This is a genomic window from Klebsiella sp. GB_Kp047 (assembly GCF_040065235.1).
Classification (GTDB): domain Bacteria; phylum Pseudomonadota; class Gammaproteobacteria; order Enterobacterales; family Enterobacteriaceae; genus Klebsiella; species Klebsiella quasipneumoniae.
On sequence record NZ_JBEAJG010000039.1, the window covers coordinates 119,574 to 134,525 of the forward strand.

Genomic DNA, 14,952 nt, shown 5'->3' on the forward strand with positions numbered 1-14,952 from the left:
GTTTTGGAAAAGTGGATCGCTATGTCAGCCCGACGCTTTGGAACACAGTCCCTGGTACGCCTGCTCGGCAACTGGCAGGAGTCCAGTTCTCGCACACCGCTATGGCGCCAGCTGGCGGAAGCGCTCCGCCTGCTGATCCTCGATGGCCGTCTGACGCTACAGACGCGCCTGCCCGGCGAGCGCGAGCTGGCGGCGGCACTCAACGTCAGCCGGACGACCATCGCCAGCGCCCTCGGCCAGCTGCGGGAGGAGGGATTTCTCCAAAGCCGCCAGGGGAGCGGGTCGCGCATTGTTTTGCCGGAACGCCCTGCCGACCTGCCGCCGTCCTCTGCGACCCCCTCGACGATCAATCTCTCTACCGCCGCCCTCAGCGCCGGTCCGGAGGTCCATCAGGCCTTCCAGCATGCCATGACCCTGCTGCCGCCCTATCTCGCCCAGACCGGTTACGATCAGCAGGGGCTCCCGGTGCTGCGGGAAGCGATTGCCCGGCGCTACAGCGAACGTGGCCTGCCGACGCGGCCCGATGAAGTGATGGTGGTCAACGGCGCGCTCAGCGCCTTCGCGCTGATCCTGCGTCTGTTCACCGGCCCCGGTGACCGGGTGGTCATTGATGCCCCGACCTATCCAATGGCCATCAGCGCCATTCAGGGCGCCTCCTGCCGGCCCATTGGGGTCGCACTCCCACAGCAGGGGTGGGACTGCGATGGATTCGCGGCGATCATTGCGCAGACCGCGCCGCGTCTGGCGTGGCTGATGCCGGATTTTCACAACCCCACCGGGCGCTGTATGGATGCCCTCACCCGCCAGCGGGTCGCGGACATCGCGGCCAGGACGCGAACAACGCTGGTGATCGATGAGACCATGGTCGACCTCTGGTATAACGCCCCGCCCCCGCCGCCGCTGGCCTGCTTTAATCCCGACGCCGCGGTGATCACCATCGGTTCGGCCGGGAAAAGTTTCTGGGGGGGACTGCGCATCGGCTGGATCCGCGCCAGCACGCGAACAATCGCCTCGCTTATTCAGGCCCGCGACTCTCTGGACTTGGGTACGCCGCTGCTGGAGCAGCTGGCCTGCAGCTGGCTGCTGGCAAACGCCGCCACGCTGCTGCCGCCGCGACGGGAGATGCTGAAGGCGCGCCGGGACATGTGCGAAGAGCTGATGAAAGAGTATTTTCCCCGCTGGCGCTTTACGCCACCGGAAGGCGGGCTCTCTTTTTGGGTGGAACTCCCTGACATGCTAGCCACTTTGTTCTCTGCACGTGCGGAAAGCCAGGGGATCCATATCGGCACCGGCACGCGGTTTGGTCTGGAGGGCGCGTTCGATCGCTATTTACGTCTGCCGTTTACGCTGCCGGATGAAGCATTGCGCCAGGCCTTCTCCACGCTACAACCATTGTGGCACAGCCTTGCAGAACAGCGGGAAAGTGCGCGTTTGCGGAAAATAATATAAGAAAATATCGACGGGCTGGCTTCAGCCCGTCAAAAGTCCGTCATCCATGAGGTATATGAGATGTTTTTATAAAATTGCCTGGGTATCCTGCCATCTGGTTATGGCAACCCGGTGACGGAAATAAGGCAATTTCATTAATGCTGGCGCGGAATAGGAAACCCTTTCAAGGAAATAATAAAGCCATCTTCATCTTTTTTAATTTTAGCGCCGGTGTCACACCAGTCGGAGGCAATGCGAAAGAACTCATCACTACCGATATTCCAGTTCAGGCGAACGTGTTTCACGTATCCTGAGCGCAACATATCGCAGGCTTCGCTATAGTTGCTGGCTGTAGAGAATTGTTGTTTCATTTTTTCTTCTTCAGAAGTTTTCTTAATGCTTTGATTTCTTTAGGGGTTAATGGCGTCGCTTCCTCTTCGGTATGCTGGCTGTCAATGTCCTCTTCCGTCACCCCCGCCTCATCTGCTGACGCCTCCAGCTGAAAAGCCAGCTGCAGCAGCTTTTCCGTTGCCGTACCCAGGTTCTCGTTATTCACTTCCGCATAATGACGCAACTTCTCTTTTAACTCAGCGTCAATTTTTACATTCAAAACCACTGTGGTCATAGCTACGCTTCCCGTGCAATAAAATCATCATAATTAATACACGAAGTTAACATGCTGATCCAGAGATATATTTTATAGCATGGATCTGGCAACAAATTCCCACCAATAAGATGCGCTTTATTTATGACACGCAAATGACATTAATATTTCAGTAGCATTTCAGATTTATGACAAGTAAATATTATGGAATAAGTAGAGGGTGTTTTAGCAACTAAAAATAATATGTGATCTGTATTAGGAATAAATTCTGGCCAGCAGAGAAGACCGCACAAATACAAGGGGAAAATTACGAAGGCCGAAATGGGTGGGGGCCCTGCCAGCTACATCCCGGCACACACGTCGTCTGCTCTGGCTGCTTCCTTCCGGACCTGACCTGGTAAACAGAGTAGCGTTGCGGGAGAACCAACAGAGCCCCCATTGAGAGCGTTGTTACCCAACGCGCTGGCGCATTATCCCTGCTGACCTGGTGAATTGCAAGCACGCCCCGACTGCCTGCTGGTTTATTGCGCAATAATGCGAATAAAACCAGTCACTCACGCTCAACCTGTGAGATTGCGAGCGCGCGCTCAGCACACAGTCGGGATATCCACCATACTTAGCCATCTTGCGTCCCCTTTTATCATCAGCACCTTGTCTCGACGGTAATCGAATGACTGACTCATCACCACAGACCATCACTCTGCCTTTACCCGCCATTGAAGGGATGACCATCGCCTTTCAGGGGGTGAATTATCTGCGCCCTGAAAAAATGCTCGACTTCGTGACCATCAGTCAGGCGCCGGTGCGGGCGGTCACGCCGCTGGCGCTGCTCTATTCCACCGTCGGCGTCCTGCGCCAGGTGGAACTGCGCAAGCTACCGGTCTACATCAGCGGTCGGGTGGTATACCCCATCTCGTCGCTGACCATGCCGGGCCTGCGCGCGAAGCTGATCATCAACGCGACCTCGCAGCGGTTAAAATTCCTTGAGAGCCTCATCGCCAGTTCACCTTCCGACAATGTCCATGGCATGCAGATCCTCGGCCTCGCTCTGACGTTCACCGTCGAACAGCCCGCCTGATCGGGCAGGCTGTACAGCCTGAAGATCAGCGCTTATGCTGGCGTTTTTCGGGTAACAGGACTGAATATGGATCCGCACGATACATTTCCCCAACGTGTCTGGCACATTGTGGCGTCGATACCGGAAGGGTATGTCACGACCTATGGCGATGTCGCCAGGCTGGCTGGTTCGCCGCGCGCGGCGCGCCAGGTGGGCGGTGTGCTGAAGCGTCTGCCGGAAGGGTCCACTCTGCCCTGGCATCGGGTAGTCAATCGCCATGGCGATATCTCCCTCACCGGCCCCGATCTGCAGCGGCAGCGTCAGGCGCTGCTGGCCGAAGGGGTGCAGGTCTCCGGCGGCGGCCATATCGATCTCCAGCGCTATCGCTGGGTTTACTGAAGACCAAAAAAAAGCCCCCATTCGGGGGCTTAGCGAGCTTACTGTGCGACAGGCACGGCGGTCTGCTGAACCGGAACCAGCGTCAGGTCGGCATGGGTGCCCCCCTGGTTGATCACCGTCTGCACGGTATCGGTAATGAACATCAACTGGCCGTTAACCGTAATCGCTGCGCTCAACAGAATGCGGGCGTTCGGTTGAATATCTGCCGGGTTGTAAGGCAGTGCAAAGTTGAATGGCGCCTGCTTGCCTTCGGTACGCACCGCTTTTTGCGACAATACGCGGGCTGGCGCATCGGCCAGAGAAGCATCCGACAGGGTCACCGTCAGCACCGCATCCGGCGGCAAAGCGATTCTCTGGCGGATATTAATCGTCCCCGTGACGCTCGGCTGCTGCTGCGCCACGCTCAGCGTCGCAATACCGTAAGGGTCGGGTGCAGCCGCCTGCGTCGAAGAATTGTTCGAGTGGTGATTAGCACAGGCGGTCAGCGTCGCGGCGACGGCTAAGGCACTAAACATATAGGCAAATTTCATGATGTTCTCCTTATCATCCCTTAATACCCAGGAGGATGTTCCGCCGCTTCGCCGGCAGGAACTTTCGTGTCGTCAATAAGTGTGGCACAGATCGCAGATTTCTTCCTGTTGACCGGTTGTTATTCAGATTATTACACCCATCGGACCACTTGCGATTCCAGGTTATACTTTGCCACATTACGCGCGCGGCGCCGCCATTGTTAACTGAGGAAAAGTATGAGTCAGGCACTCTCTAACCTGCTGGCATTATTAGATTTGGAAAAAATTGAGGAAGGGTTGTTCCGTGGACAGAGCGAAGACCTGGGATTGCGCCAGGTTTTTGGCGGCCAGGTGGTGGGCCAGGCGCTGTATGCGGCAAAAGAGACCGTGCCCGTTGAACGTCTGGTGCATTCGTTTCACAGCTACTTTCTGCGCCCCGGCGACAGTCAAAAACCGATCGTCTACGATGTGGAGGTGCTGCGCGACGGCAACAGCTTTAGCGCCCGCCGGGTCGCCGCCATCCAGAACGGGAAGCCGATCTTCTATATGACCGCCTCCTTCCAGGCGCCAGAGCACGGCTATGAACATCAGAAAGCGATGCCGGCCGCCCCCTCCCCTGATGGGCTGCCTTCGGAAACCGACATTGCCCGCAAGCTGGCGCATCTCCTGCCGCCGCAGGTGAAAGACAAATTCCTCTGCGATAAGCCGCTGGAGATCCGCCCGGTGGAGTTTCATAACCCGATGAAAGGCCATATCGCCGAGCCGGTGCGTCAGGTGTGGTTGCGCGCCAACGGCGCCGTTCCCGACGATCTGCGCATTCATCAGTATCTGCTGGGCTATGCCTCGGACTTTAACTTCCTGCCGGTGGCGCTGCAGCCGCACGGCGTTGGTTTCCTTGAGCCCGGCATGCAGGTCGCCACTATCGATCACTCGATGTGGTTCCATCGGCCGTTTAATATCAATGAGTGGCTGCTGTACAGCGTCGAAAGCACCTCGGCCTCCAGCGCCCGCGGCTTCGTCCGCGGCGAGTTCTACACCCAGGATGGCACGCTGGTTGCCTCAACGGTGCAGGAAGGGGTGATGCGCAACCGCAACGCATAAAAAAAGCCTCCCCTACGGGAGGCTTTTTGCTACATGGAGAAGGGTTTTCTGTCAGGCGTTGTAAGCGTTTTCGCCATGGCTGTTGACGTCCAGCCCTTCGCGCTCCTGCTCTTCCGGCACGCGCAGCCCTACGGTCATATCCGCTACTTTGTAGCCGATAAAAGCGACGACGCCGGACCAGACCACGGTAATGCCGATACTTTCCAGTTGCACCAGCAGCTGATGGCCCATGGTGACGCCTTCCGCATAACCGACGCCGCCCAGAGAAGTCGCCGCGAAGATACCGGTCAGAATACAGCCGACGATGCCGCAGACGCCGTGAACGCCGAAGACGTCGCAAGGGTCATCCACACGCAGCCAGCGTTTCAGCGCAGTCACGCCCCAGATACCCGCCAGGCCAGAGGCGATACCGACGATCAGCGCGCCGCCGACACCGATATAACCACACGCCGGCGTAACGCCAACCAGACCGGCAATTGCCCCGGAGCAGGCGCCCAGCAGTGAAGGTTTGCCGCGCAGAGCCCATTCGCCAAAAGTCCACGCCAGGATAGCAGCGGCGGTCGCCACGACGGTGTTAACGAACGCCAGGGCCGCGATTTCATTCGCTGCGCTGGCAGACCCGGCGTTGAAACCGAACCAACCCACGTAGAGGATAGCGGTGCCGGTGAACACCATCGGCAGGTTATGCGGTTTGAACGCTTCTTTGCCGAAGCCCACGCGTTTGCCCATCATATACGCGCCCACCAGCCCGGCGACCGCGGCGTTGATGTGCACAACGGTGCCGCCGGCGAAATCCAGCGCGCCATGCGTCGCCAGCAGACCGCCGCCCCAGACCATATGCGCAATCGGCACGTAGGAGAGCGTCATCCACACCACCACGAAAATCAGCACGGCGGAGAAACGGATACGTTCAGCCAGCGCCCCGACGATCAGCCCGACGGTGATGCAGGCGAACGAGCCCTGGAAGGCGACGTGGATATACTGATAGAAGGTGCCCATCAGCGCTTTCAGTTCAATATTTTTCAGCATCACCCAGTCAAAGCTGCCGAAGAAGCTGCCGCCGGTGCCGAAGGCCAGGGTATAGCCATAAATGACCCACAGTACGCAGACCAGGCCAAAGGTGACAATCACCTGCGTCAGCATGGAAAGAACGTTCTTACCGCGGATCAGGCCGCCGTAAAACAGCGCAATCCCCGGGATAGTCATAAACAGAACCAGCGCGGTGCAAATCATCATAAACGCGTTATCGGCTTTGTCCGCTACCGCAGGCGCGGCCATCGCCAGCCCCGGAAGAAGGGCTAATGCCCCCAGACCCGATTTCATTGTTGCCATTTTCATTGTTTCGTTCCCCATCACTGTGTGGTCTGGAAATTACAGTGCCGCTTCGTCAGCTTCGCCGGTACGGATGCGAATGACGCGCTGCAATTCAGCGACAAAAATTTTGCCGTCGCCAATTTTTCCGGTATAAGCCGCTTTGCTGATGACATCGATAACTTCATCCAGCTGATCGTCGGCGATCGCCACATCAATCTTCACTTTTGGCAGAAAGTTGACGCTATACTCGGCGCCGCGGTAGAGCTCCGCATGTCCTTTCTGACGGCCAAATCCTTTGACTTCAGTGACCGTCAGGCCCTGAATGCCGATGGAAGACAAGGCTTCACGCACGTCTTCCAGTTTGAATGGTTTGATTACCACGGTAACCAGCTTCATAAGTCCCCTCCAGTCAGTATTCGGTAATGGCCGCAGCTAACACGATGGATATAAAGCAAGGGCTATGCCAGAAATGAAAAAAGGCCGCTGAGCGGCCCTTTGATGGCAAAAAACAGGCGAGAGGTCAGGCATTAGCCGGCGTAAAGGCATTTAACGGGCAAAAATGCACCACAGCGGTGCATTTGATGTAACGTTTTTGCACCACGACAGGCCGCCCAGCCTTCGCTGCCTGCTGGTGGTGCATCAGGCGCTGAGCGACTCTTCTCTGGCGCTGGCCGCCAGCTCTTCACCAGCCAGCTGTAGCTGATACATCTGCCAGTAGCGGCCTTTCGCCGCCAGCAGCTGCTGGTGGTTGCCCCGCTCGACGGCCTGACCACGATGCAGAACCAGAATGGTATCCGCCTCGACGATGGTCGACAGCCGATGGGCGATAACCACCAGGGTGGTATGCTGGCGAACCTTCGCCAGCGCCTGCTGGATCGCCTGCTCGGTACCGGAGTCGATGTTTGCCGTCGCCTCATCCAGAATCAGTACCTGCGGGGTGTCCACCAGCACGCGCGCCAGCGCCAGCAGTTGCTTCTGTCCGACGGAGAGATTATTGCCCTGCTCGCCCAGTTGGGTGTACAGGCCGTCGCTCATGCTGCGCGCCACCGCCGCCAGCTGCACCGCCTCCAGCGCTTCCCAGACCTGGGTTTCGCTGATGTCCCGGCCCAGCGCGACGTTGGCGTAGAAGGTATCCGCCAGCACCACCGGATCCTGTTGCACCATCGCGATGCCCCGACGCAACGCGCTGTGGCTAAGAGAAGCGAGCGGCCGGCCATCGATGCGGATCTCCCCGTGGGTTAACGGATAATAGCCCATCATCAGACTGGCGAGGGTACTCTTCCCGCTGCCGGTATGCCCGACCAGCGCCACAAAGCTGCGGGAAGGGATATCCAGCGTGATATCCTGGAGGACCAGACGATCCCCGCGGTAGGCGAAGGAGAGATGGTCGATTTCCACCCGACCGCTGCTCAGCGGCGCGTCATCGGCGCCCCACGCCTGGCGCGGACGATCCATTAGCTCGAAAACGCGTTCGCCGGCGACCACCGCCTGCTGCAGCATTGACTGCTGGGTGGTCAGCTCAATGAGCGGCTCGTTAAGGCGTCCGAGATAGCTGATAAACGCATACAGGACCCCGACCTCAATTGTGCCCGCCGCGCTAAAGCCGAACAGCATCAGCAGCCCGCACAGCACCAGCGAGGAAAAAAGACTCAGCAGCGGACGCAGCAGAAAACCGTCGAGGCGCAGCGTCTGCATCCGCGCCAGGTAGTGGGCGTAGCTGGCCTCACGCATCCGTTCGCCAAAACGCGCCTGCTGGCGGAACTGCTGAATGACACCCATGCCGTTGATCACTTCGTTAAAGCCATCGTTGATGTCGGCAAGCCAGGCGCGCACCCGGCGCACGATCGGCGTGCTATAGCGCTGATAAATGATCATCACGATCAGCACCGCCGGGAAAATCGCGATTGCCACCAGCGCCATCCGCCAGTCGAGGCTAAACATCGCCACCAGCATCGCGCCGATCAGCGCCGCGCTACGCAGCACCGTCGCCACTACCGTCACGTACAGGTCGCGAATGACTTCCGTATCGTTGGTTACCCGGGAGATAAGCTGCCCGACCGGCTGAGTATCAAACTCGCTGAGCGGCTGATGCAGGGCGGCATCCATCACATCGCTGCGTAACTGCTGGACCACGCCAACCGCGGCGCGGTTAAACAGCAGCGACTGGCTATAGTGCAGTAACGCCGCCAGCAGCTGCAGACCGATATAGGCTGCCGCCAGGCCTGCCACCAGCTTCAGCGGCAGAGTATGTTTCGCCACCATATTGTCGATGAAATAACTGATAAGCAGCGGACCGCTCACCTCTGCCGCCGCCGCGATCCACATCATCGCCACCGCGATGGCCAGCGGCTTACGCCACGGTGAACCATAGGCCAGCAGGCGTTTAAGCGTCGGCCAGAGTTCGGTAAAGCTACGCATCCAGGACCTCCTCTTGCTCCTGGGGAACCTCGTCGAGCGCGGCCTCCAGCTGCTGATAGCGATACATGTCGCGATACCAGCCTGGCTGCACGGCCAGCGCCTCATGGCGGCCGCGCTGGGCGACATGCCCATGCTGCAGCACCAGAATTTCACTGGCCTCGGTCAGCGCCGACAGCCGGTGGGCGCTGATGATCACCGTCCGGCCCTCTCCCCACTGGCGCAGGTTATGCAGGATCTGGTGTTCGGTGCGACCATCCACCGCCGATAAGGCATCATCCAGGATCAGAATTTCGGCCTCCAGCAGCAGGGCGCGGGCAATAGAGATACGCTGTTTCTGGCCGCCGGAGAGCATCACGCCGCGCTCGCCCACTTCGGTATCGTACCCCTGGGGCAGACGCAGAATGTCGTCATGCACGCTGGCCAGCCGCGCCACCCGCTCAATCTGTTCCGGCGTCGCGTCCGGTTTTCCCAGCGCGATATTATTGGCGACGGTATCGGAGAATAAAAACGGCGTCTGATTGACCACCGCCAGCCGTTCGCGCCAGCTGTCGAGCTGCAGACGCGGTAGCGGCAGATCGTGAAAGCGGATCTCGCCGCTGGTGACGTCAAAATGGCGCTGCAGCAGGGCCAGAATGGTGCTTTTGCCGGCGCCCGTCGGCCCGCAGATGCCCACCATTTGCCCCGGCTGAAGGGTAAAATTAACCTGTTCCAGTGAAGGTTTGCTCGCCTGCGGATAGATGAAATCGCGGATAGCGACCTGCAGGACGCCGCGGCCTGCCGGCACCGTCTCGGTCCCGTCGTCCACCGCCGGCGCCTCTTCGAGCAGGGTGCGGATACGACCATAGGCCGCGCTACCGCGCTCCACGATGTTAAACATCCACGCCAGCGCCAGCATCGGCCAGATCATCAGGCCAAGGTACATCACGAAGCTGGTCAGCTGCCCCAGCGTCAGGCTGCCGTGGATAACCATCCAGCTGCCGCCGCCGATGGCCAGCAGGTTCGCCGCCCCGATGGCGATATAGATGGTAGGGTCGAAGCGCGCGTCAATTCGCGCCACGCGCATATTTTTCGCTCCGGTATCGGCCGCATCGGCGGCAAACTGCGCCGACTGGCGATCCTCCAGCCCGAACGCCTTAATCATGCGGATGCTGGTCAGGCTCTCCTGCGTGCGATCGTTGAGGCTGGAAAAGGCCGCCTGGGCGACGCGAAAACGTTCGTGAAGGGCATCGCCGTTGCGTTTGATCGCCAGGGCCATCAGCGGCATCGGCAGCAGCGCCAGCAGGGTGAGCTGCCAGCTAATCTGCGTCGACATCACAATCAACACCGCACAGCCCATCACCAGGGAATCCACCAGGGTTAACACCCCTTCACCAGCGGCAAACACCACCCGGTCCACGTCATTGGTGGCGCGGGCGATAAGATCCCCGGTGCGATGGCGCAAATAGAACGCCGGATGCTGGCGGCTCAGCTGCCGGTAAAAGTCTTCCCGCAGTTCGACCGCCAGCTGGTAAGAGGCGCCGAACAGCAGCACGCGCCAGACATAGCGCAGCAGGTAGACCATCACCGCGATCAGCACCAGCGCGCCGATCCACATCCACACCTTCTCCGCGGTGTAATGTTGTTGCGTCACGCCGTCGACCACAATGCCCACCACCTTCGGCGGAACAAGCTGCAGGACGGCAATAATGGCCAGCAGGGCAATTGCGCCAAGATAGCGGCGCCACTCCCGGCGGAAATACCAGCTGAGTTGTGCAAATAATCGCAAGCAGTAAGATCCTGATTTGTTATGGGTTACGGCGCAATACCGTTATTCGACAGGCAAGGCGGTGGTGTATTTTATCTGTTCCATGGCAAAACTCGAAGTGACATCCGACAGCCCCGGCACGCTGTTCACCAACCGTTTATAAAAGTCGTCATAGCGCTTCATATCGGCCACCTGCACCCGCAGCAGATAGTCATACTCCCCCGCCATCCGCCAGAAGCCGAGCACTTCAGCCATCTGCGTCACTTCGCTCACAAAATGGCAATACCAGTCGCTGCTGTGATGCTGGGTCTTGATCAGGACAAACGCCGTCAGTCCCAGCCCCACCTTTTCCGCATCCAGTAAGGCGACGCGCCCGCGGAGAATACCCTCATCCTCGAGTCGTTTCAGGCGTTTCCAGCAAGGGGTCGTGGTCAGATTAACGGCATCGGCCAGCGCCTGCAAAGAGAGGGTGCAATCTTCCTGCAGCAGCGCCAGCAGCTTACGGTCAATTTTATCTAACATAAGGCCACCAGAGAGAATAATTTACTCCCGCAATTGTAATTGAAAGGTCAAATAGCAACAATTTTTCCCGCACAATCCGCTAAGCTGGGCACAAAATGACAAACAGGAATCCGAGATGAATAGCGCCTGGGTAAAACACGCCATTAGTGAAATTAACGCCGACTATCAGCGTTCCGCCGATACACACCTGATTCGCCTGGCGCTGCCTGGTTTTCCGGGGATCCCGATTTATCTGAAGGATGAAAGTACGCATCCGACCGGTAGCCTCAAACATCGTCTGGCGCGGTCGCTGTTTCTCTATGGCCTGTGCAACGGCTGGATCAAAGAAGGCACCACGATTATCGAATCGTCTTCGGGTTCGACTGCAGTTTCTGAGGCCTATTTCGCCCGCCTGCTGGGGCTGCCGTTTATCGCCGTGATGCCCTCCTGCACCGCCAGACGCAAAATCGAACAGATCGAGTTCTACGGCGGACGCTGCCATTTTGTGCAGAGCGCCTGCGAAATCTACGCGGCTTCCGAAACGCTGGCGCGTGAACTGAACGGCCACTATATGGATCAGTTTACCTTCGCCGAGCGGGCCACCGACTGGCGCGGCAATAACAATATCGCCGACAGTATTTTCCGCCAGATGAGCCATGAGCCGCACCCGCAGCCGTCGTGGATCGTGATGAGCGCCGGCACCGGGGGGACCTCGGCGACCATTGGCCGCTATATTCGCAGCCAGGGTTACGAGACGCAGCTGATGGTTGTCGACCCGCAAAATTCAGTATTCCTCGATTACTGGCAGACCCGCGACGCCAGCCTGCGCAGCCCGATCGGCAGCAAAATTGAAGGCATCGGCCGCCCGCGCGTCGAGCCATCGTTTATTCCCGATGTTGTCGATGAGATGCTGCGCGTGCCGGATGCGGCGAGCGTGGCCACTGCTCTGTGGCTGGAAACGCAGCTTGGGCGAAAAGTCGGCGCCTCGACCGGGACCAACATGTGGGGCGTGCTGCAGCTGGCCGCGCGGTTGCGCGAGGAAGGACGCACGGGTTCCCTCGTCACCCTGCTGTGCGACAGCGGCGAGCGTTATCTGGAAAGCTATTACAACCCGCAGTGGGTGGCGGCCAACATCGGCGATATCGCCCCCTGGCAGGCGGAGATCGCCCGGCTGGTCGGCAGAACATAAAAAAAGCCAGATAGAATGCTATCTGGCTTGCTGGAAGGGTCTCTCTATTCGGGGGAATAAGGAAGATCAGGATTATCCAGCCAATGCGTTAAAAAATGGGAGACCGCCTGATGCCGGCAGTCGCCAATAACCGGGAGATGCGGCAGCTCGGCTTTCAGCTGCGGCATCGCGTTGCCCATGATGAACCCCCGCCCGACGCTGCGAAGCATCTCGCGATCGTTCATCGCATCGCCGAAGGCCATGCACTCCTGTAGGGAGAGTCCCAGGTGCTGGCTCAGCCTCGCCAGCGCCGCGCCTTTATTGCAGCCAACCGGCAGCACTTCCAGACAGTCCATCGCCGAGAAGCAGAGAAACGCGCGCTGGCCCAGCGCCTCATTCAGTTGGATCCGCAGGCGGCGCAGATCGTCATGATCGCCGCAGAAGCAGATCTTGGTGACATGATGCGCCGACATACGTTTCGGATCGCACAGTTGATAGCGAAACCCGCTGAAGACATGCGCCTTCAGCAGCTCAGGTCTTGCCTGGCCGGTGAACCAACCGCCGTCATTAAACACGTGCATGCTGGCCCGGGTATCCCATCGACTATGCAGCACGTCTTCCGCTACCTCGGGATTGAGATCCTGACGGTACAGCTCCTCCCCTTCCAGCGAGTGGATGCGCGTCCCGTTGCCCGTGATCAGAAATGCGTCCAGGGAAAATTCACCCATCACATGGTGCATCTCCAGCGCATGGCGGCCGGTGGCGAACGTCAGAGTGATATCGCGTTCCCGCAGCCGTTTCAGCGCGGTGAGCGTCTTTTCTCCGAGACGATGGTCCGGCATCAGTAAGGTGCCGTCCATATCAAATGCTGCCAGTTTTGCCATGATGTTTTCCCCGATGTGTGATGGGCTTCGCTTGTGTTGCAGTATCACCTGGGATATACGGAAGTAATAGTGAATAGATAATATAAATTGTTCCGGGTTTATTGCGGCCCGGTGGGCGACAGCGCTTATGCGACTCTTACACCGTTTAAACCAGTACCAGCGGCTGTGGCAGCCCTCTGCCGGGGCGCCGCAGCAGGTCACCGTCGGCGAGCTGGCGGAACGCTGTTTTTGCAGCGAACGCCACGTCCGTACCCTACTGCGTCAGGCGCAGGAAGCTGGATGGTTAAGCTGGCAGGCCAGCTCCGGGCGCGGCAAGCGCGGCTTGCTCTCTTTTTACAAAACGCCGGAACGTCTGCGCAATGAGATGATGGAGCAGGCGCTGCATAAAGGTCAGCAGCAAAACGCGCTGGAGCTGGCGCAGCTGGCCCCGGTGGAGCTGAAAGCCCTGCTCCACCCCTTTCTGGGCGGTCAATGGCAAAACAATACCCCGACGCTGCGTATTCCCTACTATCGCCCGCTGGAGCCGCTGCGTCCCGGCTTTCTGCCCGGACGCGCCGAGCAGCATCTGGCCGGGCAGATCTATGCCGGGCTGACGCGCTTCGACGAAGGTGACAATATGCCGATCGGCGATCTGGCGCACCACTGGCAGGTCTCCCCTGACGGCCTGCGCTGGCAGTTTTATATCCGCTCCACACTGTGCTGGCACAACGGCGATGCGGTGGAAACCGCACAGCTGCGGCAGCGCTTACTGCTGCTGCTGGAACTGCCCGCCCTGCGGACCCTCTTCGCCAGCATCAGCCGCATCGATGTCACTCACGCCCAGTGTCTGACTATCACACTGCATCGTCCTGACTACTGGCTGCCGTTCCGCCTCGCCAGCTATTGCAGCGTGCTGGCCCATCCTGACGATCCGGCCATCGGCTGCGGACCGTTCCGCCTGAAGCGGTTTAGTCCAGAACTCGTCCGCCTGGAGAACCATCCTCGCTACCACCTGCGGCATCCGCTGATCCAGGCGGTGGAGTACTGGATCACCCCCCAGCTCTTCGATCGCGATCTCGGGACCAGCTGCCGCCACCCGGTGCAGATCACTATTGGCGATCGCGAAGAGCTGCATAACCTGCGCCAGGTCAGCAACAGCATCAGTCTTGGCTTCTGCTATCTGACCCTGCGTCACAGCCCTCGGCTTAGCAAAGCGCAGGCCCAGCGGCTGGTATCGATAATTCACCGCTCGTCGTTGCTGGATACGCTGCCGCTCGACGAGGATCTGATTACGCCAAGCCATGAGGTGTTGCCAGGATGGTCCATCCCGCAGGGGCCGGAAAACAGCGCGGTGCCGCTGCCGGCGAGGCTCACGCTGCTCTACCATCTGCCGGTCGAACTCCACGCCATGGCCGAACAGCTGAGACAGCGGCTGGCTGTGCTGGGCTGCGAGCTGACGCTGCTGTTCCATGACGCCAAAAACTGGGAAGGCTGCCAGCATCTGGGGCAGGCCGACCTGATGATGGGCGACCGCCTGATCGGCGAAGCGCCGGAGTATGCCCTGGAGCAGTGGCTGCGCTGCGATATGCTGTGGCCCAATTTGCTGACCGGGGCGCAATATGCCCATCTGCAGGCGACATTAGACGCGGTACAGGCGCAACCGGAAGCCCGCAGCCGCAACGATGCGCTGCGCAACGTATTTAACAGCCTGATGGAAGACGCCATCATGACGCCGCTGTTTAAATACAACTATCGCATCAGCGCCCCACCGGGAGTCAATGGCTTGCGCCTCAACGCCCGCGGATGGTTCGACTTCGCCAGCGCCTGGCTGCCGGCGTCGACGTGA

At 59.2% G+C, this 14,952-nt stretch carries 15 protein-coding genes and 1 other RNA gene; 6 read left to right on the top strand and 10 right to left on the bottom strand.

All coding sequences use genetic code 11. The features are described 5' to 3' along the window. The first annotated feature begins 21 nt into the window (after nt 1-21). Nucleotides 22-1,449, top strand: a complete 1,428-nt coding sequence (locus ABLV76_RS17960; protein WP_065803027.1) for a PLP-dependent aminotransferase family protein — start codon at nt 22-24, stop codon at nt 1,447-1,449. A gap of 134 nt (nt 1,450-1,583) precedes the next feature. On the opposite strand, the gene ABLV76_RS17965 is transcribed toward ABLV76_RS17960, so the two are convergent. The 3 genes from ABLV76_RS17965 to ffs all read right to left on the bottom strand — a co-directional run bounded on the left by ABLV76_RS17965 (nt 1,584) and on the right by ffs (nt 2,461). Beyond that, complete coding sequence (locus tag ABLV76_RS17965) at nt 1,584-1,799, bottom strand: hypothetical protein (protein WP_004142688.1); 216 nt, start codon at nt 1,797-1,799, stop codon at nt 1,584-1,586. After that, nucleotides 1,796-2,053 carry a hypothetical protein gene (locus tag ABLV76_RS17970; protein WP_004204776.1) on the bottom strand — a complete coding sequence of 86 codons (258 nt, stop codon included), beginning with the start codon at nt 2,051-2,053 and terminating at the stop codon, nt 1,796-1,798. The genes ABLV76_RS17965 and ABLV76_RS17970 overlap by 4 nt, the downstream gene beginning before the upstream one ends. 311 nt (nt 2,054-2,364) lie before the next feature. Beyond that, nucleotides 2,365-2,461: signal recognition particle sRNA small type (ffs, locus tag ABLV76_RS17975), an RNA gene on the bottom strand. Nucleotides 2,462-2,702: 241 nt separating this feature from the next. Here ffs and ABLV76_RS17980 point away from each other — a divergent pair. Both ABLV76_RS17980 and ABLV76_RS17985 read left to right on the top strand, forming a co-directional pair. Continuing rightward, the gene (locus ABLV76_RS17980) at nt 2,703-3,110 is read left to right on the top strand and encodes a hypothetical protein (protein WP_017898905.1); all 408 of its coding nucleotides are present in this window, start codon (nt 2,703-2,705) and stop codon (nt 3,108-3,110) included. Nucleotides 3,111-3,176: 66 nt separating this feature from the next. Further along, on the top strand, nt 3,177-3,488 hold the full coding sequence (locus ABLV76_RS17985; protein WP_004204778.1) for an MGMT family protein: 312 nt from the start codon (nt 3,177-3,179) through the stop codon (nt 3,486-3,488). A gap of 38 nt (nt 3,489-3,526) precedes the next feature. On the opposite strand, the gene ABLV76_RS17990 is transcribed toward ABLV76_RS17985, so the two are convergent. Beyond that, nucleotides 3,527-4,018 (bottom strand): YbaY family lipoprotein, encoded by a 492-nt coding sequence (locus ABLV76_RS17990; RefSeq protein ID WP_002891903.1) that lies wholly within the window; start codon nt 4,016-4,018, stop codon nt 3,527-3,529. Between the two features lie 216 nt (nt 4,019-4,234). Between ABLV76_RS17990 and tesB the strand changes: the two genes are divergently transcribed. Beyond that, entirely contained in the window at nt 4,235-5,098 is an 864-nt protein-coding gene (gene tesB / locus ABLV76_RS17995; RefSeq protein WP_004204779.1) for an acyl-CoA thioesterase II, read from the top strand. A gap of 51 nt (nt 5,099-5,149) precedes the next feature. Here the strand turns inward: tesB and amtB are convergent, their stop codons facing one another. From amtB to ABLV76_RS18020, 5 genes are all read right to left on the bottom strand, one after another. Continuing rightward, nucleotides 5,150-6,436 (bottom strand): ammonium transporter AmtB, encoded by a 1,287-nt coding sequence (amtB, locus tag ABLV76_RS18000; protein ID WP_004204781.1) that lies wholly within the window; start codon nt 6,434-6,436, stop codon nt 5,150-5,152. Between the two features lie 33 nt (nt 6,437-6,469). Further along, a complete protein-coding gene (glnK, locus tag ABLV76_RS18005) occupies nt 6,470-6,808 on the bottom strand; it encodes a P-II family nitrogen regulator (protein WP_002891893.1) in 339 nt (112 codons plus the stop codon). A gap of 243 nt (nt 6,809-7,051) precedes the next feature. Continuing rightward, complete coding sequence (locus ABLV76_RS18010) at nt 7,052-8,830, bottom strand: SmdB family multidrug efflux ABC transporter permease/ATP-binding protein (RefSeq protein ID WP_004204783.1); 1,779 nt, start codon at nt 8,828-8,830, stop codon at nt 7,052-7,054. Then, nucleotides 8,823-10,595 carry a SmdA family multidrug ABC transporter permease/ATP-binding protein gene (locus ABLV76_RS18015; RefSeq protein WP_109938156.1) on the bottom strand — a complete coding sequence of 591 codons (1,773 nt, stop codon included), beginning with the start codon at nt 10,593-10,595 and terminating at the stop codon, nt 8,823-8,825. Before ABLV76_RS18015 ends, ABLV76_RS18010 begins: the two co-directional genes overlap by 8 nt. Nucleotides 10,596-10,637: 42 nt before the next feature. After that, nucleotides 10,638-11,096: an Lrp/AsnC family transcriptional regulator gene (locus tag ABLV76_RS18020; protein ID WP_004204786.1), complete on the bottom strand. Its 459-nt coding sequence runs from the start codon at nt 11,094-11,096 to the stop codon at nt 10,638-10,640. Between the two features lie 115 nt (nt 11,097-11,211). On the opposite strand from ABLV76_RS18020, the gene ABLV76_RS18025 reads away from it, so the two are divergent. Next, on the top strand, nt 11,212-12,264 hold the full coding sequence (locus ABLV76_RS18025; RefSeq protein ID WP_348878407.1) for a PLP-dependent cysteine synthase family protein: 1,053 nt from the start codon (nt 11,212-11,214) through the stop codon (nt 12,262-12,264). A gap of 44 nt (nt 12,265-12,308) precedes the next feature. Here ABLV76_RS18025 and cof read toward each other — a convergent pair whose 3' ends face one another. Further along, nucleotides 12,309-13,127, bottom strand: coding sequence for an HMP-PP phosphatase (gene cof, locus ABLV76_RS18030; RefSeq protein WP_017898908.1), 819 nt, complete (start codon nt 13,125-13,127; stop codon nt 12,309-12,311). 127 nt (nt 13,128-13,254) lie between these two features. Here cof and ABLV76_RS18035 point away from each other — a divergent pair, with 127 nt between their 5' ends. Next, nucleotides 13,255-14,952, top strand: coding sequence for an SgrR family transcriptional regulator (locus ABLV76_RS18035; RefSeq protein WP_032455635.1), 1,698 nt, complete (start codon nt 13,255-13,257; stop codon nt 14,950-14,952).

Coding starts and splice junctions, on each gene's coding strand:
- ABLV76_RS17980 (WP_017898905.1), top strand. CDS start 2,703: ATGACTGACTCATCACCACAGACCATCACTCTGCCTTTACCCGCCATT.
- ABLV76_RS18025 (WP_348878407.1), top strand. CDS start 11,212: ATGAATAGCGCCTGGGTAAAACACGCCATTAGTGAAATTAACGCCGAC.
- tesB (WP_004204779.1), top strand. CDS start 4,235: ATGAGTCAGGCACTCTCTAACCTGCTGGCATTATTAGATTTGGAAAAA.
- ABLV76_RS17965 (WP_004142688.1), bottom strand. CDS start 1,799: ATGAAACAACAATTCTCTACAGCCAGCAACTATAGCGAAGCCTGCGAT.
- ABLV76_RS17985 (WP_004204778.1), top strand. CDS start 3,177: ATGGATCCGCACGATACATTTCCCCAACGTGTCTGGCACATTGTGGCG.
- ABLV76_RS17960 (WP_065803027.1), top strand. CDS start 22: ATGTCAGCCCGACGCTTTGGAACACAGTCCCTGGTACGCCTGCTCGGC.
- amtB (WP_004204781.1), bottom strand. CDS start 6,436: ATGAAAATGGCAACAATGAAATCGGGTCTGGGGGCATTAGCCCTTCTT.
- cof (WP_017898908.1), bottom strand. CDS start 13,127: ATGGCAAAACTGGCAGCATTTGATATGGACGGCACCTTACTGATGCCG.
- ABLV76_RS17990 (WP_002891903.1), bottom strand. CDS start 4,018: ATGAAATTTGCCTATATGTTTAGTGCCTTAGCCGTCGCCGCGACGCTG.
- ABLV76_RS17970 (WP_004204776.1), bottom strand. CDS start 2,053: ATGACCACAGTGGTTTTGAATGTAAAAATTGACGCTGAGTTAAAAGAG.
- glnK (WP_002891893.1), bottom strand. CDS start 6,808: ATGAAGCTGGTTACCGTGGTAATCAAACCATTCAAACTGGAAGACGTG.
- ABLV76_RS18020 (WP_004204786.1), bottom strand. CDS start 11,096: ATGTTAGATAAAATTGACCGTAAGCTGCTGGCGCTGCTGCAGGAAGAT.
- ABLV76_RS18010 (WP_004204783.1), bottom strand. CDS start 8,830: ATGCGTAGCTTTACCGAACTCTGGCCGACGCTTAAACGCCTGCTGGCC.
- ABLV76_RS18035 (WP_032455635.1), top strand. CDS start 13,255: ATGCGACTCTTACACCGTTTAAACCAGTACCAGCGGCTGTGGCAGCCC.